The 23,685-nt window shown below is 72.0% G+C and carries 23 protein-coding genes; 17 read left to right on the forward strand and 6 right to left on the reverse strand.

The window, feature by feature from the left end; translation table 11 throughout:
• Positions 1-38: 38 nt before the first annotated feature.
• Genes ACFV2S_RS31565 through ACFV2S_RS31575 form a run of 3 tightly spaced genes read right to left on the reverse strand, consistent with a single transcriptional unit; the run spans position 39 to position 3,452 of the window.
• On the reverse strand, positions 39-1,508 hold the full coding sequence (locus ACFV2S_RS31565) for a PTS transporter subunit EIIC (protein ID WP_385566855.1): 1,470 nt from the start codon (positions 1,506-1,508) through the stop codon (positions 39-41).
• 47 nt (positions 1,509-1,555) lie between these two features.
• The gene (murQ, locus tag ACFV2S_RS31570) at positions 1,556-2,476 is read right to left on the reverse strand and encodes an N-acetylmuramic acid 6-phosphate etherase (protein ID WP_385566860.1); all 921 of its coding nucleotides are present in this window, start codon (positions 2,474-2,476) and stop codon (positions 1,556-1,558) included.
• Between the two features lie 58 nt (positions 2,477-2,534).
• Positions 2,535-3,452, reverse strand: coding sequence for a MurR/RpiR family transcriptional regulator (locus ACFV2S_RS31575; RefSeq protein WP_385566864.1), 918 nt, complete (start codon positions 3,450-3,452; stop codon positions 2,535-2,537).
• A 136-nt stretch (positions 3,453-3,588) separates the two neighbouring features.
• On the opposite strand from ACFV2S_RS31575, the gene ACFV2S_RS31580 reads away from it, so the two are divergent.
• Both ACFV2S_RS31580 and ACFV2S_RS31585 read left to right on the forward strand, forming a co-directional pair.
• Positions 3,589-3,945, forward strand: a complete 357-nt coding sequence (locus ACFV2S_RS31580; RefSeq protein WP_376592734.1) for a hypothetical protein — start codon at positions 3,589-3,591, stop codon at positions 3,943-3,945.
• A gap of 13 nt (positions 3,946-3,958) precedes the next feature.
• Positions 3,959-4,228: a DUF4031 domain-containing protein gene (locus tag ACFV2S_RS31585; protein WP_385566871.1), complete on the forward strand. Its 270-nt coding sequence runs from the start codon at positions 3,959-3,961 to the stop codon at positions 4,226-4,228.
• A gap of 27 nt (positions 4,229-4,255) precedes the next feature.
• Here ACFV2S_RS31585 and cpt read toward each other — a convergent pair whose 3' ends face one another.
• The 3 genes from cpt to ACFV2S_RS31600 form a co-directional block, all read right to left on the reverse strand.
• Positions 4,256-4,777, reverse strand: a complete 522-nt coding sequence (gene cpt / locus ACFV2S_RS31590; RefSeq protein ID WP_385566934.1) for a chloramphenicol phosphotransferase CPT — start codon at positions 4,775-4,777, stop codon at positions 4,256-4,258.
• 65 nt (positions 4,778-4,842) lie between these two features.
• Positions 4,843-6,054, reverse strand: a complete 1,212-nt coding sequence (locus tag ACFV2S_RS31595; protein WP_385566874.1) for a Cmx/CmrA family chloramphenicol efflux MFS transporter — start codon at positions 6,052-6,054, stop codon at positions 4,843-4,845.
• Between the two features lie 137 nt (positions 6,055-6,191).
• Positions 6,192-6,881, reverse strand: coding sequence for a hypothetical protein (locus ACFV2S_RS31600; protein WP_385566878.1), 690 nt, complete (start codon positions 6,879-6,881; stop codon positions 6,192-6,194).
• Positions 6,882-7,026: 145 nt separating this feature from the next.
• Between ACFV2S_RS31600 and ACFV2S_RS31605 the strand changes: the two genes are divergently transcribed.
• The 15 genes from ACFV2S_RS31605 (at position 7,027) to ACFV2S_RS31675 (ending at position 23,456) form a co-directional block, all read left to right on the forward strand.
• Positions 7,027-8,463, forward strand: a complete 1,437-nt coding sequence (locus ACFV2S_RS31605) for an MFS transporter (RefSeq protein WP_385566883.1) — start codon at positions 7,027-7,029, stop codon at positions 8,461-8,463.
• A 79-nt stretch (positions 8,464-8,542) separates the two neighbouring features.
• Positions 8,543-9,712, forward strand: coding sequence for a trans-sulfuration enzyme family protein (locus ACFV2S_RS31610; protein ID WP_385566886.1), 1,170 nt, complete (start codon positions 8,543-8,545; stop codon positions 9,710-9,712).
• Between the two features lie 100 nt (positions 9,713-9,812).
• Positions 9,813-10,352 carry a MaoC family dehydratase gene (locus ACFV2S_RS31615; RefSeq protein WP_383797822.1) on the forward strand — a complete coding sequence of 180 codons (540 nt, stop codon included), beginning with the start codon at positions 9,813-9,815 and terminating at the stop codon, positions 10,350-10,352.
• A 74-nt stretch (positions 10,353-10,426) separates the two neighbouring features.
• Positions 10,427-11,269 (forward strand): class I SAM-dependent methyltransferase, encoded by an 843-nt coding sequence (locus tag ACFV2S_RS31620; RefSeq protein WP_383797821.1) that lies wholly within the window; start codon positions 10,427-10,429, stop codon positions 11,267-11,269.
• A complete protein-coding gene (locus ACFV2S_RS31625) occupies positions 11,266-12,309 on the forward strand; it encodes a class I SAM-dependent methyltransferase (RefSeq protein ID WP_385566894.1) in 1,044 nt (347 codons plus the stop codon). The genes ACFV2S_RS31620 and ACFV2S_RS31625 overlap by 4 nt, the downstream gene beginning before the upstream one ends.
• 27 nt (positions 12,310-12,336) lie before the next feature.
• Positions 12,337-13,227: a diiron oxygenase gene (locus ACFV2S_RS31630; RefSeq protein WP_385566899.1), complete on the forward strand. Its 891-nt coding sequence runs from the start codon at positions 12,337-12,339 to the stop codon at positions 13,225-13,227.
• Between the two features lie 66 nt (positions 13,228-13,293).
• Positions 13,294-14,181 (forward strand): hypothetical protein, encoded by an 888-nt coding sequence (locus ACFV2S_RS31635; protein ID WP_385566903.1) that lies wholly within the window; start codon positions 13,294-13,296, stop codon positions 14,179-14,181.
• Position 14,182: 1 nt separating this feature from the next.
• Positions 14,183-14,629 (forward strand): holo-ACP synthase, encoded by a 447-nt coding sequence (gene acpS / locus ACFV2S_RS31640; protein WP_352021520.1) that lies wholly within the window; start codon positions 14,183-14,185, stop codon positions 14,627-14,629.
• 14 nt (positions 14,630-14,643) lie between these two features.
• Complete coding sequence (locus ACFV2S_RS31645; RefSeq protein ID WP_093874787.1) at positions 14,644-14,895, forward strand: phosphopantetheine-binding protein; 252 nt, start codon at positions 14,644-14,646, stop codon at positions 14,893-14,895.
• Positions 14,892-16,100 (forward strand): methionine adenosyltransferase, encoded by a 1,209-nt coding sequence (gene metK / locus ACFV2S_RS31650; RefSeq protein WP_385566910.1) that lies wholly within the window; start codon positions 14,892-14,894, stop codon positions 16,098-16,100. The genes ACFV2S_RS31645 and metK overlap by 4 nt, the downstream gene beginning before the upstream one ends.
• A 3-nt stretch (positions 16,101-16,103) precedes the next feature.
• Positions 16,104-17,087, forward strand: a complete 984-nt coding sequence (locus tag ACFV2S_RS31655) for a carbohydrate kinase family protein (RefSeq protein ID WP_385566914.1) — start codon at positions 16,104-16,106, stop codon at positions 17,085-17,087.
• Positions 17,084-20,539: a methionine synthase gene (gene metH, locus ACFV2S_RS31660; RefSeq protein WP_385566918.1), complete on the forward strand. Its 3,456-nt coding sequence runs from the start codon at positions 17,084-17,086 to the stop codon at positions 20,537-20,539. Before ACFV2S_RS31655 ends, metH begins: the two co-directional genes overlap by 4 nt.
• Positions 20,536-21,399 carry a methylenetetrahydrofolate reductase [NAD(P)H] gene (gene metF / locus ACFV2S_RS31665; RefSeq protein WP_385566922.1) on the forward strand — a complete coding sequence of 288 codons (864 nt, stop codon included), beginning with the start codon at positions 20,536-20,538 and terminating at the stop codon, positions 21,397-21,399. The genes metH and metF overlap by 4 nt, the downstream gene beginning before the upstream one ends.
• On the forward strand, positions 21,392-22,786 hold the full coding sequence (gene ahcY, locus ACFV2S_RS31670) for an adenosylhomocysteinase (protein ID WP_385566926.1): 1,395 nt from the start codon (positions 21,392-21,394) through the stop codon (positions 22,784-22,786). The genes metF and ahcY overlap by 8 nt, the downstream gene beginning before the upstream one ends.
• Position 22,787: 1 nt before the next feature.
• Complete coding sequence (locus ACFV2S_RS31675; RefSeq protein ID WP_383801604.1) at positions 22,788-23,456, forward strand: maleylpyruvate isomerase family mycothiol-dependent enzyme; 669 nt, start codon at positions 22,788-22,790, stop codon at positions 23,454-23,456.
• Positions 23,457-23,685: the final 229 nt, after the last annotated feature.

Raw genomic sequence — 23,685 nt, forward strand, 5'->3', positions numbered from 1 at the left:
CGGATCGCTCCGGGCGGGCCCCCTTTCCGTACGGGCTCTCAGGCCTTCACCAGCTCCGGTTCCGGGGCCGGGGAGTCCGCCCGTACCCCGTCCTCGTCCGTCTCCACGTCGAACTCCTCCAGGAGTTCCTTGCTGAAGCCGAAGAAGTACGTCGCCGCGAATCCGGTCAGATAGCCGACGAGCAGACCGCCCGCGTAGATCGCGATCGTCCCGCCCAGGCCCTTGTTGCCGTCGAGGAGCGGGAAGAGCGCCCAGCCGGACGGGCCGATCGCCGTCGAGCCGACCTTGTCGCCCAGCATGCTGAAGAGGCCGACGAAGCCGCCGCCGAACGCTCCGCCGACGCAGGCCGTGACGAACGGGCGGCCCAGGGGCAGCGAGACGCCGTAGATCAGGGGCTCTCCGACGCCCAGGAAGCCGGCCGGGAGGGCGGACTTGATGGTGCGGCGGAGGGAGCCGTTGCGGGGGAGCTTCAGGTAGACGGCCATGGCCGCGCCGACCTGGCCCGCGCCCGCCATCGCGAGGATGGGGAGCAGGACCGTGTACCCCTGCTGCTCGATGAGGGTGGTGTGGATCGGGATGAGCGCCTGGTGCAGGCCCAGCATGACGAGCGGCAGGAAGAGGCCGCCGAGGAGGAGGCCGGCTCCGGCGCCCGCGTTCGCGAGGAGCCAGTCGGCGGCCTCTCCGATGGCCCGGGAGATCTCACCGGCCACGAACATCAGGCCGAAGATCGTGACGAGGCCCGAGACCAGGACGGTCAGGGTCGGCGTGACGAGGACGTCCAGGGCCTCCGGGACCCAGCGGCGGCACCACTTCTCGACGTACACGGCGAGGACGGCCGCGCCGAGCGCGCCGAGGACGCCGCCCTGGCCGGGGGAGAGGGTCTGGCCGAAGGCGTCGATCTTGGCGACGCCGGGGAAGACGATGATTGCCGCCACCGCGCCGCCGAGGATCGCGGTGCCCCCGAACTCCTTCGCGGTGTTGTAGCCGACGAAGACCGCGATGAGGGCCATGAAGCCGCTGGCCATCGCCGCGAGCGCGGGGGTGACGGAGGGCAGCCGGCCGAGGTTGACGAGCAGGCCGTTGAGGCCGGCGATGATGCCGCAGCCGATGAGCGCGGGGATCAGCGGGACGAAGATGTTCGCGATCCGGCGGAGGAAGAGTTTGAACGGGGTCGCGTTCCTCGCCTTCTGGGCGGCCTTGATCGCCGCGCCCTGGCTCGCGAGGTCCTCCGCGGAGTGCTGCGGGGCCGTCTCGGCCACCAGGGCCTCGAACTCGGGGGTCACGCGGGCGACGGTGCCGGGGCCGAGGACGATCTGGTACGTGTCGTCCTCGACGACCCCCATCACGGACGGCAGGGCCTTGAGGGCGTCGTCCCGGACGAGCGAGCGGTCCCGCAGACCGAGCCGGAGGCGGGTCATGCAGTGGGCCACGGAGCTGATGTTCCCGGCGCCGCCGACGAGGGGGAGGATCGCGGCGGCGATGGCGCGGTTCTTGTCGTCTGTGCTCATGGTGCGGTGGTGCCTTGCTGTGAGGGGGGCTTGGCGCGGGGGCTTCTCTACGGGTGCAGGGCCGTGCGCAGGTGGCCCCCGGACGCGGTCAGCCGCTGCTCGGCGGTGCTGGCGTCGATGTCGGCGAGGATCATGAGGATGGCGTTCTTCACCTCGCCGTCGGCGGCGGCGAGCGCGGTCTCGATCTGCTCGTCCGGCGCGCCGGTGGCCAGGGCGACGATGCGCCGCGAGCGGGCCTGGAGCTTCTCGTTGGAGGCGCGGACGTCGACCATCAGGTTTCCGTAGGTCTTGCCGAGGCGGATCATCGTGATGGTTGAGATCATGTTGAGGACGAGCTTCTGGGCGGTGCCGGCCTTGAGCCGGGTGGAGCCGGTGAGCAGCTCGGGCCCGGGGACGACCTCGATGCCGTGCTCGGCGGCGTCGGCGAGCGCGCTGTCCTCGTTGCAGGAGAGGCCGATGGTGAGCGCGCCGTGGGCGCGGGCGTGCTCGACGGCGCCGACGGCGTACGGGGTGCGGCCGGAGGCGGAGATGCCGACGACGGTGTCGTCGGCGGTGAGCCCGAGCGCGGTGAGGTCGGCCACCGCGAGGTCCTTGGAGTCCTCGGCGCCTTCGACGGCCTTGACCATGGCGGACGGGCCGCCCGCGATGAGGCCGACGACCTGCGCCGGGTCGGTGTTGAAGGTGGGCGGGCACTCGCTGGCGTCGAGGACGCCGAGGCGGCCCGCGGTGCCCGCGCCCATGTAGATCAGCCGTCCGCCGCGGGCCATCCGCTCGGCGGTCGCGTCGATGGCGGCGGCGATCGCGGGGAGCTGCCGGGCGACGGCCTCGGGGACGGTCCGGTCCTCGCCGTTCATGGTGCGGGCGAGGTCCAGGGTGGGGAGCCGGTCGATCTCGGCGAGCTCGGGGCGGAAGGCCTCGGTGGTGAGGGTGGCCAGCTGGGCGCGGAGTTCGGAGTACGTGGTGGGCACGGGGCGGGCTCTTTCGGTACGGCGGCGTCGTCGGCGCCGGTTCCTGGCGGGTGTGCGGTCAGCGGGTGCGGGGTGAGTGACGGTGGGCGAGGGCTTCGTACGAGGCGGCGAGGGCAGGGGCCGCCGTCTCGTACGTGCGCTGGGTGACGCAGGTGAACAGGCAGTCCACGACCAGGAGCTGGCTGGTGCGGGACGACATGGCCGCGGGGCGCAGTTCGCTCTCGCGGGCGGTGGAGGTGGTCAGCACGTGGTCGGCGTACTGGGTGACGGGGCCGTCCGGGCGGCCGGTGACGGCGACCGTGGTGGCGCCGTGGTCGAAGGCCACGCGGAGGGGTTCTATGACGTCGCCGGTGGAGCCGGAGTGGGTGATGGCGATGGCGACGTCGCCGGAGCGGAGCTGCACGGCGTTGGTGACGGCGAGGTGGGGGTCGCTGTGGGCGTGGGCGATCAGGCCGATCCGGAGCAGCTTCTGGCCGAGGTCCTGGGCGACGAGGCCCGAGGCGCCGACGCCGTAGATGTCGATGCGGCGGGCGACGGAGAGGGCGGCGACGGCGGCGCCGAGCTGGACGGTGTCGAGTCCGGCGGCGGTGTCGGCGAGGGTCTGCTGTTCGTCGTAGGCCAGCTTGGCGACGACGTCGGCGATCGGGTCGTCGACGGCGATGTCGGCGGTGACGGCGGGGGCGCGGCCGGACTGCTGCTGGGCGGCGAGCCCGGCGAGGGCGAGGCGCAGGTCGCGGTAGCCGGGGTAGCCGAGGAGCCGGGCGGTGCGGACGACGGTCGCCTCGCTGGTGCCGGTGAGCTCGGCGAGGCCGGTGACCGTGAGGGCGGCGCAGCCGGCCGGGTCTCCGGCGACGGCCTCGGCGACCCGCTGCATGGAGCGGGTCATGGACGGCGCGAGGGTGCGCACCTTGGCGGCGAGGGCGGCCGGGGCGGGCGGCGCGTCGCTGGTGAAACTTTCCTTCACAACATTGGTCACACCTGAAAGATACTTTCGGGGGGAGGGGGCGACAAGACCCCGGGGGTCCCGGATCCGGTGGGACTTCCGGTGGGACGTCCGGCGGACTTCCGGAGGGGACCTTCGCCCTTTCCGTCGTACGGGTGACAATGAGTGCATGGACGACATCGACCCCGTGGAGCAGGCGCTGCACACGGCTCGCGCGCTGGTTCTGGCCGACCTGGTGGCCCGGGAGGTGGCCGCCGCAGAGGTCGTGTCGATGGTGGAGGACGCGGTGACCCACCGCCGCTGGTGGGTGGAGCAGTGGCCCGAGGGGGTGTCGTACGTCGCCGGGCTCGTCGCCCAGGACGTGCAGGACGCCCTGCTGGAACAGTACGGACGCTGGCCGCTCTGCCCGGTCTGCGCCTCGGGCGACCCGCACGCCCTCGACGTGGAGCCGGAGCTCGGTCCGGACCCGCACTGGGTCTGCGGCAAGCAGGGCGTGGTGGTGGCCCCGGTGGGCGGCCTGACATGACGGGAGTCCCCGCGTGAGCCTCTACATCGACCCGCCGACCTGGCCGGGCCACGGCCGCATGTGGTCGCACCTGGTCAGCGACGTCTCCTTCGAGGAGCTGCACGCCTTCGCCGCGTCGATCGGCGCCCCGCCACGCGCCTTCGAGCGGGACCATTACGACATCCCCTCCGACCGCTACGCGGACGCGGTGGCGGCGGGCGCGGTCGAGGTCGGCTCGAAGGAGCTGCTCCGGCACCTCACGAGGGCGGGTCTCCGCCGGCCGAAGGGCCGCCCGGCTCCCTGAGGCGGGTCCGGTCCGCGAGGACGTGCGCTACGCGAGCGCGGCGGCGACGGCGCGGGCGCAGGCCAGGGACCCGGTGTGCGTCGTGTCGACCTCCAGGTCGTACTCCACCCCCTCGTGCACGGTCAGCGCCTGCCGTGCGGCCATTCCGGCTGTCCGGTCCCCGCGGGCGGTCTCGCGTCCCTCGGCGACCGCGCTCTCGCACCGCACGCCGACCCACAGCACCGGCAGGTCGCCGAGGGCCTCGCGCCAGCGGCGCTGGGAGGCGGCCCCGCCGAGGAAGACGTCGTCCACGACGATCCGGGCGCCGGCCCGGGCCATCGCCACGAGCCCGCCGGCCCAGGCGGCCTCCAGGGTCCGGAAGTCCGCCCCGACGCCGACCCCTCCGTCGGCGTCGAAGACGATCCCGTCGTCGGAGTCCTGCATCCTCGCGGGCAGGGCGTCGACGAACGAGTCGATCCCGAAGGCCAGCCAGGGATCCGGAAGCAGGGCCTGGAGGCACCGTACGATCCCGGTCTTCCCGGAGCTGGAACCGCCGTTGAGGATGATCATCCGCGTCGTCACCGCGCCACCCCAGGGGGACGCGGTGACGGGCCGCAGCCGATTTCCGCCGGTCCTCAGCAGGACGCTCCGGCGGTCCGCTCGGTCTTCTGCCCGGCCGCGCTGGACGTCACCACGCGGGACGTCGACCTGTGGAGCCGGAGGGCGACCGCCGCGGTGGCCAGGCCCAGGGCCGTCATGGCGGCGCCCGCCCAGGCCGTGGAGGCGTAGCCGAGGTCCGCGTCGATGACGGTGCCGCCGAGCCAGGGGCCGCCGGTGTTGCCGAGGTTGAACGCGGCGGTGGTGGTGGCGCCGGCGAGGGTGGGGGCGGCGCCGGCGACGTTGAACATGCGGGCGTTGAGGGCCGGGGCGGTGTAGAAGGCCGAGACGCCGAGGAGGAAGGTCAGCAGGATGGTGGCGACCGGGCTGGGGGCGAGGAGGGCCAGCGCGACCAGGAAGACCGTCGAGGCGGCGATGCCGGTGAGCAGCACGCCGAAGAGGTGGGCGTCGGCGACGCGCCCGCCGATCGCCGTGCCGACCAGGGCGCCGATGCCGAAGAGCCCGAGGACGGCGGAGACCCAGCTGTCGTCGAGTCCGGAGACGTCGGTGAGGAGCGGGGCGAGGTAGGAGAAGGCGCAGAAGACGCCGCCCGCCGCGAGCGCGGTCATGACGACGGCGAGGAGGACCTGGCGGTCGCGGTAGATGGCCAGCTCCCGCTTGAGGCGGGGCCGGGTGGCGGGGAGCGGGATGTGCGGGATGCGGGTGACCACGCCGACGAGGGCGATCGCGGAGGCGGCGCCGACCGCCCAGAACGCCGAGCGCCAGCCGAGGTGCTCGCCGAGGAACGCGCCGGCCGGGACGCCGAGGACGTTGGCGATGGAGAGCCCGCCGATCATGACGGCCATGGCCCTGGCGCGGGAGCCGACGGGGACCATCGCGATGGCGACGGCGGCGCCGACCGCCCAGAATCCGGCGCAGGCGAGGGCGCTGACGACGCGCGAGGCGAAGAGGACGGCGTAGTTCGGGGCGAGGGCGCCGGCGATCTGCCCGAGGCCGAAGACGGTGATGAGCGTGACGAGGGTCGTCTTGCGGGGCAGCCGGAGCGTCGCCACGGCGAGCAGCGGCGCGCCGACGACCATGCCGATCGCGAAGGCGGAGATGAGGAGCCCGGCGCGGGGGATGGAGACGTTCATGTCCTCCGCGATCGGCGGCAGGAGTCCGGACAGCATGAACTCGCTGGTGCCGAGTGCGAAGACGGACAGGCCGAGGATGTACACGGCCAGGGGCATACGGGTGGGGGGTATGGTCTCGGGCGTCGAGGGGGCGGAGGTCGTGTGCTCGGCTGAGGGAGACGGCATGACATGCGTCAACCTGCGGTTTGTGCCTGTCATTCCATGACGGGCGGACTTCTCGGGATCTGAGACGGTCAGCCGCCGGCGGTCAGCTCCGCCAGTTCCCGCTCCAGGTTCTCCCGGGCCCGTTCCTCCCAGGCCGCCGCTCCGTACGGGGTGCGGAAGAGGCGGGGGAGGGCGAGGAGGTGGCGGAGGACGGTGGCGCGGCCTTCGCGGAAGGCGGGCTCCGGGACGAAGGCGTACTCCTCGCGGACCGCCGCCGCATACCCCCGGTAGGTGTCCGGAGCGGTGGCCAGGATCGCCAGGTCGGCATCGCAGAGGGTCTCGCCGTTGAGGTCGCCCGGTGCCGGGTCGTGGGTGGTCGTGAGGCGGACCAGGCGGGCCACCTCGGCCACCTCGTGCGGGGTGAGGCCCGCCTCGGCGAGGGCCTTCTCCGCGAGGAGCGCCGAGCGCTCCTCGTTCTCCGAGCGGTCCGGGCGGTAGACGGCGTCGTGGAACCAGGCGCCGAGCCGTACGAGCTCCAGCTCGCCGCCCTCCCCGCCCTGGTCGGCGAGCTCGTCGATGCGGTCGAGGACCGCCCTCAGGTGGTCGACCGTGTGGTAGCGGCGCTGGGGTTCGGCCCAGCGGGACAGCAGGTTCCGGCCGTACGGGGTGGGGTCGGGGCCTTCGCGGCCGGAGCGCGCGGCGCGCAGGGTGGCGTTCCAGCGCCGGAGGAGCGCGGGGTCCTGGTCGGGGGCCGGTGCGGGTGCCTGGTCTGCGGTCATGGGGGCATTCTGCCCGGCCGAGGGTGCGGAAGGGGTGCTTCCCACGCGCCCTCATCTCACCCTTACATACCCCCCATGGGTATGCTACGGTGCTCCGCACAGGTACCCCCTAGGGGTATGCAGCAGCGAGTGAAGGGTCAGGGCAATGTCAACCGTCAATCCCCGGCGCTGGTGGGCACTTGTCGTGCTCGCCGCCGCTCAGTTCATGGTCATCATGGACACCTCGATCATCGGGGTCGCGCTCCCCGAGATGCAGAAGGACCTGGGCTTCTCGCAGAGCGAGCTCCAGTGGATCTTCAACGCCTACGTGATCGTCTTCGGTGGTCTGCTGCTCCTGGGCGGACGCCTCTCCGACCTCGTCGGAGCCCGCAGGATCTTCGTCACCGGCTGGGCGGTCATGATCGCCGGCTCGGTCGTGGCCGCGGCCGCGCAGACCGCCTGGGTCGAGATCGCCGGCCGCGCCGTCCAGGGCGTCGGCGGCGCGCTCATCGCGCCCTCCGCCATGACCCTGCTCATGATGCTCTTCATGCACGACCCGAAGGAGCTCGGCAAGGCGATGGCGCTCTACGGCGCCGCGGCCCCCGCCGGCGGCACCGCGGGCGTCTTCCTCGGCGGTGTCTTCACCGAGTGGATGAGCTGGCAGTGGGTCTTCATCATCTACATCCCGATCGGCCTCGCGACCCTCGCCGCGACCAGGCTCCTCCCGAACGTCGAGTCCCGCCGCGGCTCCGTCGACGTCCTCGGGGCCGTCGCCGTCACCGCCGGTCTCGCGCTCGCCGTCTTCGCCGTCGTCCGCGCCCCCGAGGTCGGCTGGGGCGCCACCGCCACCATCCTGGAGCTGGCCGGCGCCGCGGTCCTCCTCGTCCTGTTCTTCGTGATCCAGAAGAGCGTCCGCGAACCCCTCATGCCGCTCAGCGTGTGGCGGGTCCCGCGCCTCGGCTCGGCCAACCTGGCGATGACGCTGCTCGGCGCCGCGTGGATCCCGATGTGGTACTTCCTCAACCTGTACCTCCAGCAGGTCCTGGGCTTCGGCGCCTTCGAGTCCGGTGCGGCGCTGCTCCCGATGACCGTGCTCCTCATGATCTTCATGACGGCGATCACGGCGCGGCTCATGATGAAGTTCGGCGCCAAGCCGCTCATCGCCGGCGGACTGCTCGTCCTCGCCGCGGGCCTGGTCTGGCTCGCCGCCGTCCCGCCCACCGGCTCCTTCCTGGTCGACGTCCTGCCGGCCTCGCTCGTCGCGGCCCTCGGCATGTCCCTCGCCTACATCCCGGCGATGATCGCGGCCATGTCCGGTGCTCCGCAGGAGCAGGCCGGACTCGCCTCCGGCATCGTCAACACCACGTACAACGTCGGCTCCGCGCTCGGTCTCGCCGCGCTGACCGCCGTCGCCATGTCCCAGGGCGCCGACCAGCTCGGCAACCTCCCGAAGCTGACCGACGGCTTCTCCGCCGCCTTCATCGGCGCCGCGATCGTCGCCGCCGTCGGCGGTGTCGTCACCCTCCTCGTCATGAAGGGCGACAAGGCCGTCGCGGCCGAGGCCGCCGCGCCCGCCCCGCAGGCCGAGAAGGTCTCCGCCTGACCCCCGCCCCCCGAGGGGCCGCCCGACGTCCGAGCCCGGACGCCGGGCGGCCCCTTTCCCGTACTCGGAAAGGAAAGCCGTGGAACTCCGCACCCGCGCCGTGCACGTCGTCAACGAGCCCTTGCCCGGCGGCAGCCGGCCGCTCTCCGTCCCCCTCGTGCAGTCCTCCGCCTTCGCCTTCGACTCCGCGGCCGAGCTCGCCGACGCGATGGAGGGCCCCGACGGCCGGTACGTCTACAGCCGCCGCGGCAACCCGACCGTGCGGGCCCTGGAGCGGACGCTCGCCGGCCTGGAGGGCGGCGAGGGGGCCATCGCCTTCGCCTCCGGCATGGGCGCGATCAGCGGCGTGCTCCTCGCCCTGCTGCGGCCCGGCGACCGGGTGGTCGCCCAGCGCTGCCTGTACGGCGGGACGCACGCCGTCCTGTCGGACCTGGCGGAGCGGTACGGGATCGAGGTCGTACGGATATCCGGCGACGACCCGGCCGAACTGGAGGCCGCCGCGGTGCACCCGGCCACCCGGCTCCTCGTCCTGGAGACCATCGCCAACCCCACCGGCCAGGTCCCCGACCTGCCGGGACTGCTCGCCGCGGCCCGCGCCCTCGGGGTGACGAGCCTGGTCGACAACTCGCTCGCCTCGCCCGTGCTGTGCCGCCCCCTGGGGCTCGGCGCCGACGTCGTCGTCCACTCCACCACCAAGTACCTCTCCGGGCACTCGGACGTCCTCGGCGGCGTCGCCGTCTTCGCCGACGAGGCCCTGCGTCGCAGAGTGTGGCCCCGCACGGTCGAACTCGGCGCCTGCGCCGACCCGTTCGCGGCCTGGCTGACCCTGCGCGGGATCCCCACGCTGCCCCTGCGGATGCGGGAGCACTGCGCCGGCGCCGCCGCTCTCGCAGAGCTGTTCGCGGCCCGCTCCGAGGTCGAGGCCGTGTTCTACCCGTGGCGCCCGGACCACCCCTCGTACGACACCGCCCGGAAGGTCCTGGCCGGCGGTGGCGGGCTGCTCTCCTTCCGGCTGGCGGGGGGCCGGGAGGCGGGCCGGGCCTTCATCGAGCGGGTCCGGCTCGCGAAGCTCGCGCTGTCGCTGGGCGGCGTGGAGACGCTCGTCGCCCATCCGGCGTCCACGTCCCACCGGGAGCTGGACGAGGACGCGCTCGCGGCCGCGGGGATCGCTCCGGGGCTGGTGCGGATGTCCGTCGGCATCGAGGACGTCGAGGACCTCTGGGACGACATCGAACAGGCCCTCGCCTGAGGGAGGTTGAAGGCTTCTTTTGGGTTGACAAAATAATGGGTCGATTCGTAGATTTGGAGGTGCCAGGAAAAGACCACTCCTAGGTCAAGGGGGGCGCGCGATGCGCTACTTCGAGGACTTCCGGCCCGGCGACGTCCACGAGCTGGGCACCGTCACCGTCACGGCGGAGGAGGTGCTGGAGTTCGGCAGGCGCTTCGACCCGCAGCCCTTCCACACGGACCCCGAGCTCGCGAAGGACTCCCCGTTCGGCGGCCTGATCGCGAGCGGGTTCCACACCCAGGCGATGTTCATGCGGCGCTACGTCGACGGACTGCTCGCCTACAGCGCCTGTACGGGCTCGCCCGGCATCGACGAGGTCCGCTACCTGCGGCCCGTCCGCCCGGGAGACGTCCTCACCGCGCGCGTCGAGATCCTCGGCTCCACCCCGTCGCCGTTCAACCCCGCCACCGGCACCGTCAAGCCGCGGTGCACGCTCGTGGCCCCCGACGGGACGGCCGTGTTCAGCATGATCCTGCACAGCATCTTCCGCCGCCGCCCCGGCGGCTCCGAGGCCGGCCATCTGTCGTCGATGCCCGCGGCCGAGGACCCCGTCGCCTGTGTGCGACCGGCCAAGACCTGTGTCCCGGCCATGAGCGCCTGACGGACCGTCCTTCCGTCCGGCCCCTGAACACGGCCGTCCGTACATCCCGCAACCCAACCGAAGGGGGACCTCCTGTGGAGGCCGTATCCCGCACCGCCCAGTGGACCGCCGCCGCGCGCGCCCTGGAGACCGAGCGCGAGGACCGGCTGTTCGCCGATCCCTACGCGCGCACCGTCGCCGACGAGACCGGCTTCGAGCTGCTCGCGCGCTACGACGGGGGCGGCATCGTGCCGTTCCTCGCCATCCGCACCACCTACCTCGACCGGGCCGTGGTGAAGGCGGTGGAGGAGCGCGGCATCCGTCAGGTCGTCTTCCTCGCCGCCGGCATGGACACCCGCTTCTTCCGGCTGCCCTGGCCCGACGGCGTCACCGTCTACGAGCTCGACCGCCCGGCCCTCCTGGAGGCCAAGGCCGAGATGCTCAAGGACGAGCCGCTGCCCGCCGGACGCACCAGGATCACCGTCCCCGTCGACCTCACCCAGGACTGGACCGGCCCCCTGAAGGAGGCCGGCTGGAAGAGCGAGGAGCCCGTCCTGTGGGTGGTCGAGGGCCTGCTGTTCTTCCTGCCCGAGCAGGCCGTGCGGACCCTCATCTCGACGCTCTCGGCGCACGCCGCGCCCGGCTCCGTGCTGCTCGGCGACGTCATCTCCCGGTCCGCCCTGGAGAACCCGCTCGCCCGCGGCTTCATGAAGGCCCTGGAGGAGGACGGCAACCCCTGGCTCTTCGGCACCGAGGAGCCCGAGGAGCTGCTCGCCGACTGCGGCTGGGCCGTGCGCGAGGTCAGGCAGCCCGGTGAGGACGGCGCCGCGTTCGACCGGTGGCCCTACCCGGTCCCGGCCCGCACCGTGCCGCGCGTCCCCCGCTCCTTCCTGTTCACGTGTGACCTGCCGACGTACGAGGAGGAGACGGCCGCATGAGCGCCCACGACTTCCACCAGAGGGTCATCACCGACGCCGGGGCGGCCGTCCGCGGCCTGACCGTCGCCCTCGGCGAGCGCCTCGGCCTCTACCGGGCGCTGGCGGAGAAGGGCCCGCTCACCCCCGCCGCCCTCGCCGCGGCGACCGGCACGGACGAGCGGTACGTCGAGGAGTGGCTGCACGCCCAGCTGTCCGCCGGGTACGTCGAGCGGCACCCCAGCTCCCTCACGTACACGCTCCCCGCGGACCACGTCGAGGTCCTCGCCGACCCGAAGGCCGTCACCTACGCCGCCGGCTTCTTCACCGCCCTCAAGGCGCTGTACGCGACGGAGGACCTGCTCGTCGACGCGTACCGCACCGGCGACGGCGTCGGCTGGGCCGAGCACGACGCGGCCCTCGACACCGGCATGGGCTCCTTCTTCCAGCCCACGTACGAGCACAAGCTCGTCCCCGACTGGCTGCCCGCCCTGCACGAGGTCACCGGCAAGCTCGGCGCCGGCGGCACCGTCGCCGACGTCGGCTGCGGCGTCGGCCACACCACCCTGCTCATCGCGAAGGCCTTCCCGAACGCCACCGTCCACGGCTTCGACTACTCCGAGGAGGCCATCTCGATCGCGCGGGAGCTCGCCGAGGAGGCCGGTCTGTCCGACCGGGTCGTCTTCGAGGTCGCCTCCGCCGACGACTACCCCGGCTCCGGCTACGACCTGGTGTGCTTCTTCAACGCCCTGCACGACATGGGCGACCCGGTCGCCGCCGCCCAGCACGTCCACAAGTCCCTCGACGCGGACGGCACCTGGATGCTCGTCGAGTCCAACGTCTCCCCGCAGGACATCGACACCCAGACCCCCGCCGCCCGCATGTTCATGGCCCTGTCCGCCGTGATGTGCCTGCCGGTCGCGGTCGCGCAGCGCGGCCCGCACGCCCTCGGCAACCACTCCGGCGAGAAGGCCTTCCGCGCCATCGCCGAGGAGGCCGGCTTCACCCGCTGGAGGCGCGCCACCGAGACCCCGGTCAACGCGGTCTACGAAGTCCGGCCGTAACCCCCGAAGTCAGCGAGGAGAACCGCCATGGGCGTTGCCGCCCTGCCCGTCACCGACCGCTTCATGGAAGTCCTGGAGCGCCTCAGCGAGCGTTCCGTCGAGGACTACTACAACCCGTACCAGACCTTCCAGTGGCCCGAGACGCTGGAGGAGAACCGCTTCTGGATGACGCCGGAGCTGCTCACCGTCTACGGCACCGAGCACTACGAGACCCTCGGTGAGGAAACGCTTCAGCACCTGTCGAAGTGGGAGTCCATCAACTTCTACAGCCTCAACGTGCACGGCATCCGCGAGCTGCTCATCGAGGTCGTCGGCCGCATCCACATGCCCGGCTTCGAGGTCCCGTCGGACTTCTTCCACCACTTCATCGGCGAGGAGAACGAACACATGTGGTTCTTCTCCGAGTTCTGCCGGCGCTACGGCCACAAGATCTACGGTTCCACCGCCATGCGCGCCGACGCCGCCTGGGAGCCCGAGGTCGAGAACTTCCTGGTCTTCACCCGCATCCTCTTCTTCGAGGAGCTCGTCGACCACTACAACTCCCGGATGGCGAAGGACACCTCCCTCTGCCACACCATCCGCGAGGTCAACCGCATCCACCACCAGGACGAGTCCCGCCACATCGCCTTCGGGCGCGAGCTGGTCTCCCTGCTGTACCAGCGGATGTGCCAGGCCGTGAGCGCCGAGCGGGTCCGCGAGGTCGAGGCGTACCTCAAGCGGTACGTCGTCTACAGCGTCAACTCGCTCTACAACCCGCACGTGTACAAGGACGCCGGCATCGCCGACCCGCTCGGCCTGCGCAACGCGCTGATCGCCGACGACTCCCGGCGCGCCCACGAGCGCAAGGCGATCCGCAAGCCGCTCTCCTTCTTCCTGAAGACCGGGATCTTCGCCGACGACACCCTGCCCGTCCTCTGAGCGTCCCTGCGCGACCTCCGAGCGACCCCCTCACCCGAGAGCCCTCACCTGAGAGGTGCACCGACCATGACCTTGACGACCCCCGAGACCGTCGGGGAGACCAGGGGCCTGCCCACCCTCGGCCCGGAGGCGACCCGCCTGCTGCGGCTCCTCGACGACACCTTCGAGGGCTGGGGGGTGGCCGCGGGCGCCCGCCCGATGACCATGCCCCCGCTCCTCCCGGCCGCCGACCTGGCCAGGCTCGACTACTACGACAACTTCCCCCACCAGGCCGTCGTCGCCGCCCCGCTCGACCTGGAGCGCCGCGCGACCGCGCCCTTCTCCGCCGACACCGGCTGCTTCCCGAGCGACGCACTCGAACCCGCCGCGCTCGGACTGCCCTCGGCGTCCTGCTACGCCGTCTACCTCACCCACCAGGGCACCCGCGTCGCCGACGACACCCTCGTCACGATCTGCTCCTGGTGCTTCCGCAAGGAGACCCACTACGAGGGCATGCGGCGTCAGCTCGGCTTCCGCATGCGGGAGATCGTCGCCCTCGGCGGCCGTGAGCACGCCGAGAACCACCTCGCCGAGTTCACCACCCGCATCCAGGCCTTCGCGAGCGCCCTCGACCTGCCGCTGCGCAGGGAGGCCGCCTGCGACCCCTTCTTCGACAAGGGCAGCTCCAAGGCGGTCCTCCAGCGCCTCACCCCGGTGAAGTACGAGTTCCTGTACGAGGACCTGGCGATCGCCTCGGTCAACACGCACCGGAACTTCTTCGGCGAGCGCTGCGACATCACCCTGGAGTCGACCGGCGGCCCGGCCTTCACCAGCTGCGTCGCCTTCGGCCTGGAGCGGTGGCTGTCCGCGCTCACCCGCCGGCACGGCGGCTGGGAGGCCGCCACCCGTGCGGTGCTCGACGCCACCCGCGGGGCGTCGGCCGGTGCGAGCGTCGCGGCCGGGCCGGTGATCTGACGTGCCGGCCCGTCCCGCCGCCCCGCCGGCGGGCGGCCTGGGGTGGGCGAACCTCGGCATGGACATCGTGTCCGTCAACCGTGTCCGCAGGCTCCTCGCCCAGTACGGGGAGCGGTTCTTCGAGCGGATGCTCACTCCCGGCGAGCTCGCCGACTGCCGCACCTCCTCCGGGCTCGACGTCCTGAGCCTCTGCGGGCGGATCGCGGCGAAGGAAGCGGCGTTCAAGACCTTACGGGTCCGCGGCCGGTTCCTCCCGTGGCCGGACATCGTGGTGCGGCGCTCCGAGGGCGGCTGGCCGCTCGTGGAGCTGCACCGGACGGCCGCCGAGATGGCGGCGGAGTCCGGCATCACCGAGATCACCGTGTCCATCAGCCACGACGTGGACTACGCGGTCGCGGTCGCCGCGCCGATCATCGCCCCCACCCCCTACGTATCCAGCAGCAGCTGACAAGGAGAGAAACCATGGCCGACGGCCTGCAGACGGTGAAGAACTGGATCCTCGAGCGTCACCCCGAGCGCGACGACATCGCGTCCGACCTGGACCTGATCGAGAACCGCCTCATCGACTCGCTGTCCTTCGTCGAGTTCGTCTTCCTCCTGGAGCAGGAGAGCGGCACCGCCATCCAGATGGAGACCCTGGAGGTCGACTCCATCCGCACGCTCGGCGCCATCGAGCAGCACTTCTTCAAGACCCCGGCGGAGGCCCAGGCATGAGCCGCCGCCTCTTCACCTCGGAGTCCGTGACCGAGGGACACCCCGACAAGATCGCCGACCGGATCAGCGACACCGTCCTCGACGCGCTCCTCGCCGAGGACCCGCACGCGCGGGTCGCCGTCGAGACCCTGATCACCACCGGCCAGGTCCACATCGCCGGCGAGGTCACCACCTCCGCGTACGCGCCGATGGCCCAGCTGGTGCGCGAGGCCGTCCTCGACATCGGCTACGACTCCTCCGCGAAGGGCTTCGACGGCGCGTCCTGCGGCGTGTCGGTGTCGATCGGCGCGCAGTCCCCGGACATCGCGCAGGGCGTCGACACCGCTCACGAGGCCCGTGTGGACGGCGTGGACGACGAGCTCGCGGCCCAGGGCGCCGGCGACCAGGGCCTGATGTTCGGCTACGCCTGCGACGACACGGCCGAGCTGATGCCGCTGCCGATCGCGCTGGCCCACCGCCTCTCCCGGCGGCTCACCGAGGTCCGCAAGGACGGCACCGTGCCGTACCTGCGCCCGGACGGCAAGACGCAGGTCACCATCGAGTACGACGGTGACCGCCCGGTCCGCCTCGACACGGTCGTCGTCTCCTCGCAGCACGCGGCCGACATCTCCGTCGAGGGCCTGCTCACCCCGGACGTCCGCGAGTACGTCGTCGAGCACGTCCTGAAGCAGCTCGTCGAGGAGGGCGTCAGCCTGGAGTCCGACGGCTACCGGCTCCTGGTCAACCCGACCGGGCGCTTCGAGATCGGCGGCCCGATGGGCGACGCCGGACTCACCGGCCGGAAGATCATCATCGACACGTACGGCGGGATGGCCCGGCACGGCGGCGGCGCCTTCTCCGGCAAGGACCCGTCGAAGGTGGACCGCTCGGCGGCCTACGCGATGCGCTGGGTCGCGAAGAACGTCGTCGCGGCCGGACTCGCCCGCCGCTGCGAGGTGCAGGTCGCGTACGCGATCGGCAAGGCGGAACCGGTCGGCCTCTTCGTCGAGACCTTCGGCACCGGCACCCTCCCCGACGAGCGGATCCAGGAGGCCGTGTCGGCCGTCTTCGACCTGCGGCCGGCGGCGATCATCCGCGACCTGCACCTCAAGCGGCCCATCTACGCGGCGACCGCGGCGTACGGCCACTTCGGGCGCGAGCTCCCCGAGTTCACCTGGGAGCGCACGGACCGCGTGGAGGCCCTCAAGAAGGCGGCGGGGGCTTAGGGCATGCGCATCGCTGTCACGGGATCCATCGCGACCGACCATCTGATGACCTTCCCCGGCTGGTTCAGCGAGCAGCTGCTCGCCGACCGGCTCGACCGGGTCTCCCTGTCGTTCCTCGCCGACAACCTGGAGGTCAGGCGCGGCGGAGTGGCAGCGAACATCGCCTTCGGACTGGGCGTCCTCGGCCTGCGGCCCGTCCTCGTCGGCGCGGTCGGCGCCGACTTCGAGCCGTACCGGGTCTGGCTCAAGGAGCACGGTGTGGACACCGACTCGGTGCGCGTCAGCGCGTCGCTCCACACCGCCCGCTTCGTCTGTACCACCGACCGGGCCCAGAACCAGATCGCCACCTTCTACGCGGGGGCGATGGCCGAGGCGCGCGAGATCGACCTCCGCGAGGTCGTGGCGCGCACCGGCCGCCTGGAACTGGTCCTGGTCTCCCCGGACGACCCCGAGGCCATGCTCCGGCACACCCGCACCTGCCGTGACCTGGGGATCCCCTTCGCCGCCGATCCGTCGCAGCAGCTGGCGCGGCTCGACGGGGGACAGGTGCGGGAGCTGGTGGACGGGGCCCGGTTCCTCTTCACCAACGAGTACGAGACGGCTCTCCTCCTGGAGAAGTCCGGCTGGACCGAGGCCGAGGTGCTGCGCCGGGTCACCACCTGGGTCACCACCCACGGCGAGGCGGGCGTCCGCATCCGGGGCGAGGGCCGCGACCCGCTGGCCGTGCCGGCGGTGGAGGTCCCCGCGGTCGTCGACCCGACCGGCGTCGGCGACGCCTTCCGGTCCGGGTTCCTCGCGGCGACGCTGTGGGGCGTGCCCGAGCGGTGCGCGGCGCAGCTGGGCTGCGCGGTCGCGGCGACCGTCCTCGACTACGTCGGGACGCAGGAGTACCGGCTGCACCGGGACTCCCTCCTGGACCGGATCCGGACGACCTACGGGGTGAGCTGCACGGCCACCCTGGTCACCCATCTGAGGGGGCTCACATGAGGCGTTCCCTGCGGGAGGAGTTCGCCACGCGGGTCGTCGTCGCCGACGGGGCCATGGGGACGATGCTCCAGGCCGCCGACCCGTCGATGGACGACTTCCGGAACCTGGAGGGCTGCAACGAGATCCTCAACCTCACGCGCCCCGACATCGTCGCCTCCGTCCACGACGCCTACTTCTCCGTCGGCGTGGACTGCGTCGAGACCAACACCTTCGGGGCGAACCTGGCCGCGCTCGCGGAGTACGGCATCGAGCACCAGGTCTACGAGCTGTCCGAGGCCGGCGCCCGGATCGCCCGCGCCTCCGCCGACGCGCACACGGCCGGCGACGGGCGCCCCCGCTGGGTCCTCGGCTCCATGGGGCCCGGCACGAAGCTGCCGACCCTCGGGCACGTCACGTACGAGCCCCTCCGGGACGCCTTCCAGCAGAACGCGGAGGGCCTGATCCGCGGCGGCGCCGACGCCCTGCTCATCGAGACCTCTCAGGACCTGCTCCAGACGAAGGCGGCCGTCATCGGCGCCCGCCGGGCCCTGGACTGGGTCGGCGTGGACCTGCCCGTGATCGTGCAGGTCACCGTGGAGACGACCGGGACGATGCTGCTCGGTTCGGAGATCGGGGCGGCGCTGACGGCGCTCGAACCGCTGGGCATCGACATGATCGGCCTGAACTGCGCGACGGGCCCGGTGGAGATGGCCGAGCACCTGCGGCACCTCTCGCGGCACGCGCGGATCCCGATCTCGGTCATGCCCAACGCGGGCCTGCCGGTGCTGACCTCGGACGGCGCGCACTATCCGCTGTCGCCGTCGGAACTGGCCGACGCGCAGGAGCGGTTCGTGCGGGAGTACGGGCCGGCGCTGGTGGGCGGCTGCTGCGGCACGACGCCGGAGCACCTGCGGGAGATCGTGGAGCGGGTGCGGGGGGCGGCCGTCCTCGAACGGCGTCCGGTCGCGGAGCCGGGCGCGTCCTCGCTGTACAGCCACGTGCCGTTCCGGCAGGACACCTCGTACCTGGCGATCGGCGAGCGGACCAACGCCAACGGTTCGAAGAAGTTCCGCGAGGCCATGCTGGAGGCGCGCTGGGACGACTGCGTGGAGATGGCGCGGGACCAGATCCGCGAGGGCGCGCACCTGCTCGACCTGTGCGTGGACTACGTGGGCCGGGACGGCGTCGCCGACATGGCGGAGCTCGCCGGCCGTTTCGCGACCGCGTCGACCCTGCCGATCGTGCTCGACTCCACCGAGGTGGGGGTGCTGCGCGCCGGTCTGGAGAAGCTGGGCGGCCGGGCCGTCGTCAACTCGGTGAACTACGAGGACGGCGACGGCCCCGAGTCCCGCTTCGCGCAGGTCACCGCGCTCGCCAAGGAGCACGGCGCCGCGCTCATGGCCCTGACGATCGACGAGGAGGGCCAGGCGCGGACGGTCGAGGCGAAGGTCGCTATCGCCGAGCGGCTCATCGGGGACCTCACGGGCACCTGGGGGATCAGGGAGTCGGACATCCTGATCGACACGCTGACCTTCACGATCTGCACGGGTCAGGAGGAGTCGCGGAAGGACGGCATCGCCACGATCGAGGCGATCCGCGAGCTGAAGCGCCGCCACCCCGACGTCCAGACCACGCTCGGCCTGTCGAACATCTCCTTCGGCCTCAACCCGGCCGCCCGGATCGTCCTCAACTCGGTCTTCCTCGACGAGTGCGTGAAGGCGGGTCTCGACTCGGCGATCGTGCACGCGTCGAAGATCCTGCCGATCGCCCGCCTGGAGCCGGAGCAGGTCGAGGTCGCGCTCGACCTGATCCACGACCGGCGGCGGGAGGGCTACGACCCGCTCCAGCGGCTCCTGGAGCTGTTCGAGGGCGCGACGGCGAAGTCCCTCAAGGCCGGCAAGGCGGAGGAGCTCCTCGCGCTGCCGCTGGACGAGCGCCTGAAGCGGCGGATCGTCGACGGCGAGAAGAACGGCCTGGAGGCGGACCTCGACGAGGCGCTGGCCGGACGGCCGGCCCTGGAGATCGTCAACGAGATCCTGCTCGACGGGATGAAGACCGTCGGTGAGCTGTTCGGCTCGGGTCAGATGCAGCTGCCGTTCGTGCTCCAGTCGGCCGAGGTCATGAAGACGGCCGTGGCCCACCTGGAGCCGCACATGGAGAAGTCGGACGCGGAGGGCAAGGGCACCATCGTCCTCGCCACCGTGCGCGGCGACGTCCACGACATCGGCAAGAACCTCGTCGACATCATCCTGTCCAACAACGGCTACAACGTCGTCAACATCGGCATCAAGCAGCCGGTCTCCGCGATCCTGGAGGCGGCCGAGGAGCACAGGGCCGACGTCATCGGCATGTCCGGCCTCCTGGTGAAGTCCACCGTGATCATGAAGGAGAACCTGGAGGAGCTGAACAGCCGGGGACTGGCGTCCCGCTTCCCCGTGATCCTCGGCGGCGCCGCCCTCACCCGGGCGTACGTCGAGCAGGACCTGCACGAGATCTACCAGGGCGAGGTCCGCTACGCCCGCGACGCCTTCGAGGGCCTGCGGCTCATGGACGCCCTCATGGGCATCAAGCGGGGCGTCCCCGGGGCCGCCCTGCCGGCGCTGAAGCAGCGCAGGGTGCCGAAGCGGACCACGCCCCTGGTGGAGGTCCGGGAGCCCGAGCCGGCAGGACGCTCGGACGTCGCCGCCGACAACCCCGTACCCGAGCCCCCCTTCCTCGGGACGAAGGTCACCACCGGCATCCCCCTCGCCGCGTACGCACCCTGGCTCGACGAGACCGCCCTCTTCAAGGGCCAGTGGGGGCTGAAGGACGCCGCGACCATCGAGTCCGAGGGCAGGCCGCGGCTGCGGGCCCTGCTCGACCGGATCGAACGCGAGCGTCTCGTCGAAGCAGCCGTCGTCCACGGCTGGTTCCCCTGTGTGTCCAAGGGCGACGACCTGATCGTCCTGGACGAGGACGGAGGCGAGCGGACCCGCTTCTCCTTCCCCCGCCAGCAGCGGGGCCGCCGCCTCTGCCTGGCCGACTTCCACCGCGCCGAGGACTCCGGCGAGGTGGACGCGGTCGCCCTCCAGGTCGTCACCGTCGGATCGAGGATCGGCGAGGAGACGGCCCGGCTCTTCGCCGCCGACTCCTATCGCGACTACCTCGAACTCCACGGCCTGTCCGTGCAGTTGGCGGAGGCCCTCGCCGAGTACTGGCACGCCCGGGTCCGCGCGGAGTGGGGCATCGGGGCCGGGGACCCCACCGGCCTGGAGGGCATGCTGCGCACCGAGTACCAGGGCTGCCGCTACTCCCTCGGCTACCCGGCCTGCCCCGACCTGGAGGACCGGGCGAAGATCGCCGCGCTGCTCCGGCCGGAGCGGATCGGGGTCGAGCTGTCGGAGGAGTACCAGCTGCACCCCGAGCAGTCCACGGACGCGATCGTCGTCCACCACCCCGAGGCGAGCTACTTCAACGCGGGAGGCCGCAGGTGAACCCCACGTACTCCTTCGAGTTCTTCCCGCCGAAGACCGACCGGGGCGAACAGACCCTGTGGGACGCGATCCGGCGCGTGGAGGCCCTCGGGCCGGACTTCGTCTCCGTGACGTACGGCGCGGGCGGCTCGTCCCGCGACCGGACCATCGACGTCACGCAGCGGATCGTGACGGAGACGACCCTCCGGCCGGTCGCCCACCTGACCGCCGTCGGGCACTCCGTCGCCGAACTGCGGGCCATCATCGGCGCCTACGCCGACGCGGGCGTCCGGGACGTCCTCGTCCTGCGCGGCGACCCGCCGGGCGACCCGCGCGGCGCGTGGACCCCGCACCCGAGGGGATTCACGTACGCGTACGAGCTCGTCGAGCTGGTGCGCTCGCTGGGCGACTTCCGCATCGGCGTGGCCGCCTTCCCCGAGGGCCATCATCGGTCCCGCGACGCCGCGGGCGACCTCGCCCACTTCGTCGCCAAGTGCCGGGCGGGCGCCGACTACGCCATCACGCAGATGTTCTTCGACCCCGAGGACTACCTGCGGCTGCGCGACCGGGTCGCCGCCGCCGGCTGCGACACCCCGATCATCCCGGAGATCATGCCGGCCACCGACGTCCGCCAGATCCGGCGCTTCGCCGAGCTGTCGGACGCGGCCTTCCCCGAGGACCTGGCGCACCGCCTGGAGGCGGCGAAGGACGACCCCGCGGCGGCCTACCGGACCGGGGTCGAGCACGCGACCGCGATGGGCCTGCGGCTGCTCGACGAGGGCGCGCCCGGCCTGCACTACATCACGCTCAACAAGTCGACGGCGGCCCTGGAAATCCACCGAACCATCATGAGTGCAAGGAGAGTTGCAGCGCATGTCTGACTTCACCGACTTCAAGGTCGCCGACATCGGCCTCGCGGACTTCGGCCGCAAGGAGATCACCCTCGCCGAGCACGAGATGCCGGGTCTGATGGCGATCCGCCGTGAGTACGCGCAGGCGCGGCCGCTGGCCGGCGCCCGGATCACCGGCTCCCTCCACATGACGGTGCAGACGGCCGTCCTGATCGAGACGCTGGTGGCGCTGGGTGCCGAGGTGCGCTGGGTGTCCTGCAACATCTACTCCACGCAGGACCACGCGGCGGCCGCGATCGCCGCCGCCGGCATCCCGGTCTTCGCCTGGAAGGGCGAGACCCTGGAGGAGTACTGGTGGTGCACGGAGCAGGCGCTGACCTGGCCGGGCGCGGACGGGCCGAACATGATCCTGGACGACGGCGGGGACGCGACGCTGCTCGTCCACAAGGGTGTGGAGTACCGGAAGACGGGTGTGCTGCCGGAGGCGTCGAACGAGGAGCTGGCCGTCGTCCGGGCCCTCCTGGAGCGCACGGAGCTGGACTGGCCGTCGATCGCGGCCGCGATCCGGGGCGTGACGGAGGAGACCACGACGGGTGTCCACCGGCTGTACGAGATGCACCGCGAGGGCGAGCTGCTCTTCCCGGCGATCAACGTGAACGACGCGGTGACGAAGTCGAAGTTCGACAACAAGTACGGCTGCCGGCACTCCCTGATCGACGGCATCAACCGCGCCACCGACGTCCTCATCGGCGGCAAGACGGCCGTGGTCTGCGGCTACGGGGACGTCGGCAAGGGGTCGGCGGAGTCGCTCCGCGGCCAGGGCGCCCGGGTCGTCGTCACGGAGATCGACCCGATCTGCGCGCTCCAGGCGGCGATGGACGGCTACCAGGTCGCCACCCTGGAGGACGTCGTGGAGACGGCGGACCTCTTCATCACGACGACGGGCAACAAGGACATCATCATGGCGTCCGACATCGCCCGCATGAAGCACCAGGCGATCGTCGGGAACATCGGTCACTTCGACAACGAGATCGACATGGCGGGTCTCGCGCGGATCCCCGGGATCGTGAAGGACGAGGTGAAGCCGCAGGTCCACACCTGGACGTTCGAGGACGGCAAGGTCGTCATCGTCCTGTCCGAGGGCCGGCTGCTGAACCTCGGCAACGCGACCGGTCACCCGTCCTTCGTGATGTCGAACTCCTTCGCGGACCAGACCCTGGCCCAGATCGAGCTCTTCACGAAGACGTCCGAGTACCCGGTGGGCGTGTACACGCTGCCGAAGCACCTGGACGAGAAGGTCGCCCGCCTCCACCTGGACGCGCTCGGCGTCCGCCTGACGACGCTCCGCCCCGAGCAGGCGTCGTACATCGGGGTCCCGGTGGAGGGCCCGTACAAGCCGGACCACTACCGCTACTGAGATGTGTACGGACGACACACGTGACCCGTGGCTCCCCGACCGTCTCCTCCGCACGGAGCGGGACCTGCTGATGCCGCTCCTGCGGCGCACCCCGGAGGAGGCGTACGGGCTCCGCACCGCGTGCCCCGGCTGGACCGCCCGCCAGGTCCTCGCCCACTGCGGTGCGGCGCTCGTCCGGATCGTCGAGGACCGCCTGGAGGAGGGCGTCTTCCTGCCCGAGGCCAACGCCTGCGACGTCGCCGAACGCGAGGACTGGCCCATCGGCCGGATCCTCGACGAACTCGAACGCGGCCTGACCGAGGCGGGCCCGGTCATCGCGGACCGCGAGGACGGCCGGCTCGACGCGGTGGCGCTGGGGGAGTGGGTCCACGCCGGAGACGTCCGGGAGGCCTTCGGGGAGCCCGGCGCGTACTGCGGCGCGGCGCTCGACCTGGCCCTCCCGCTCCTGTCCGTGACCAGCCGCCGCCGGGAGACCCCGCGCCTGGTGGGCGTCCTCGCGGACCGGGACGACCACCCGGTCTCCCTCGGCAACGCGATCGAGGGCCGGCCCGCGGCCCGCTTCCACGGCGACGCGGCGACGCTGATCCGGATCTACGCGGGGCGGCCGCTGGTGCGGACGCGGTACGAACTGACGGGCGCGACGGAACACGAACTCCTGATCTACCGCTGACCACCGCCTTCGCCCACGCCCGTGCGGGGCGCGCCGCCCGCGTGGGCCCGCCGCCCGTGCCCGGGTGGGCCCGCGCCCGTTGTGGGCCTTCGCCCACCCCCGTGTGGGCAATCGTCCCGCAGGGCGGGACGGGTGGGCACACGGGACGGCGCCCTTCGCGGCGCCTCTGCGTTCCGGGCCTGGACCCGCACCACCAGGTGCCCTCACCAGCTGTCTCTTATAAACATCA

The sequence above is a fragment of the Streptomyces sp. NPDC059695 genome (assembly GCF_042733785.1).
Classification (GTDB): Bacteria; Actinomycetota; Actinomycetes; order Streptomycetales; family Streptomycetaceae; genus Streptomyces.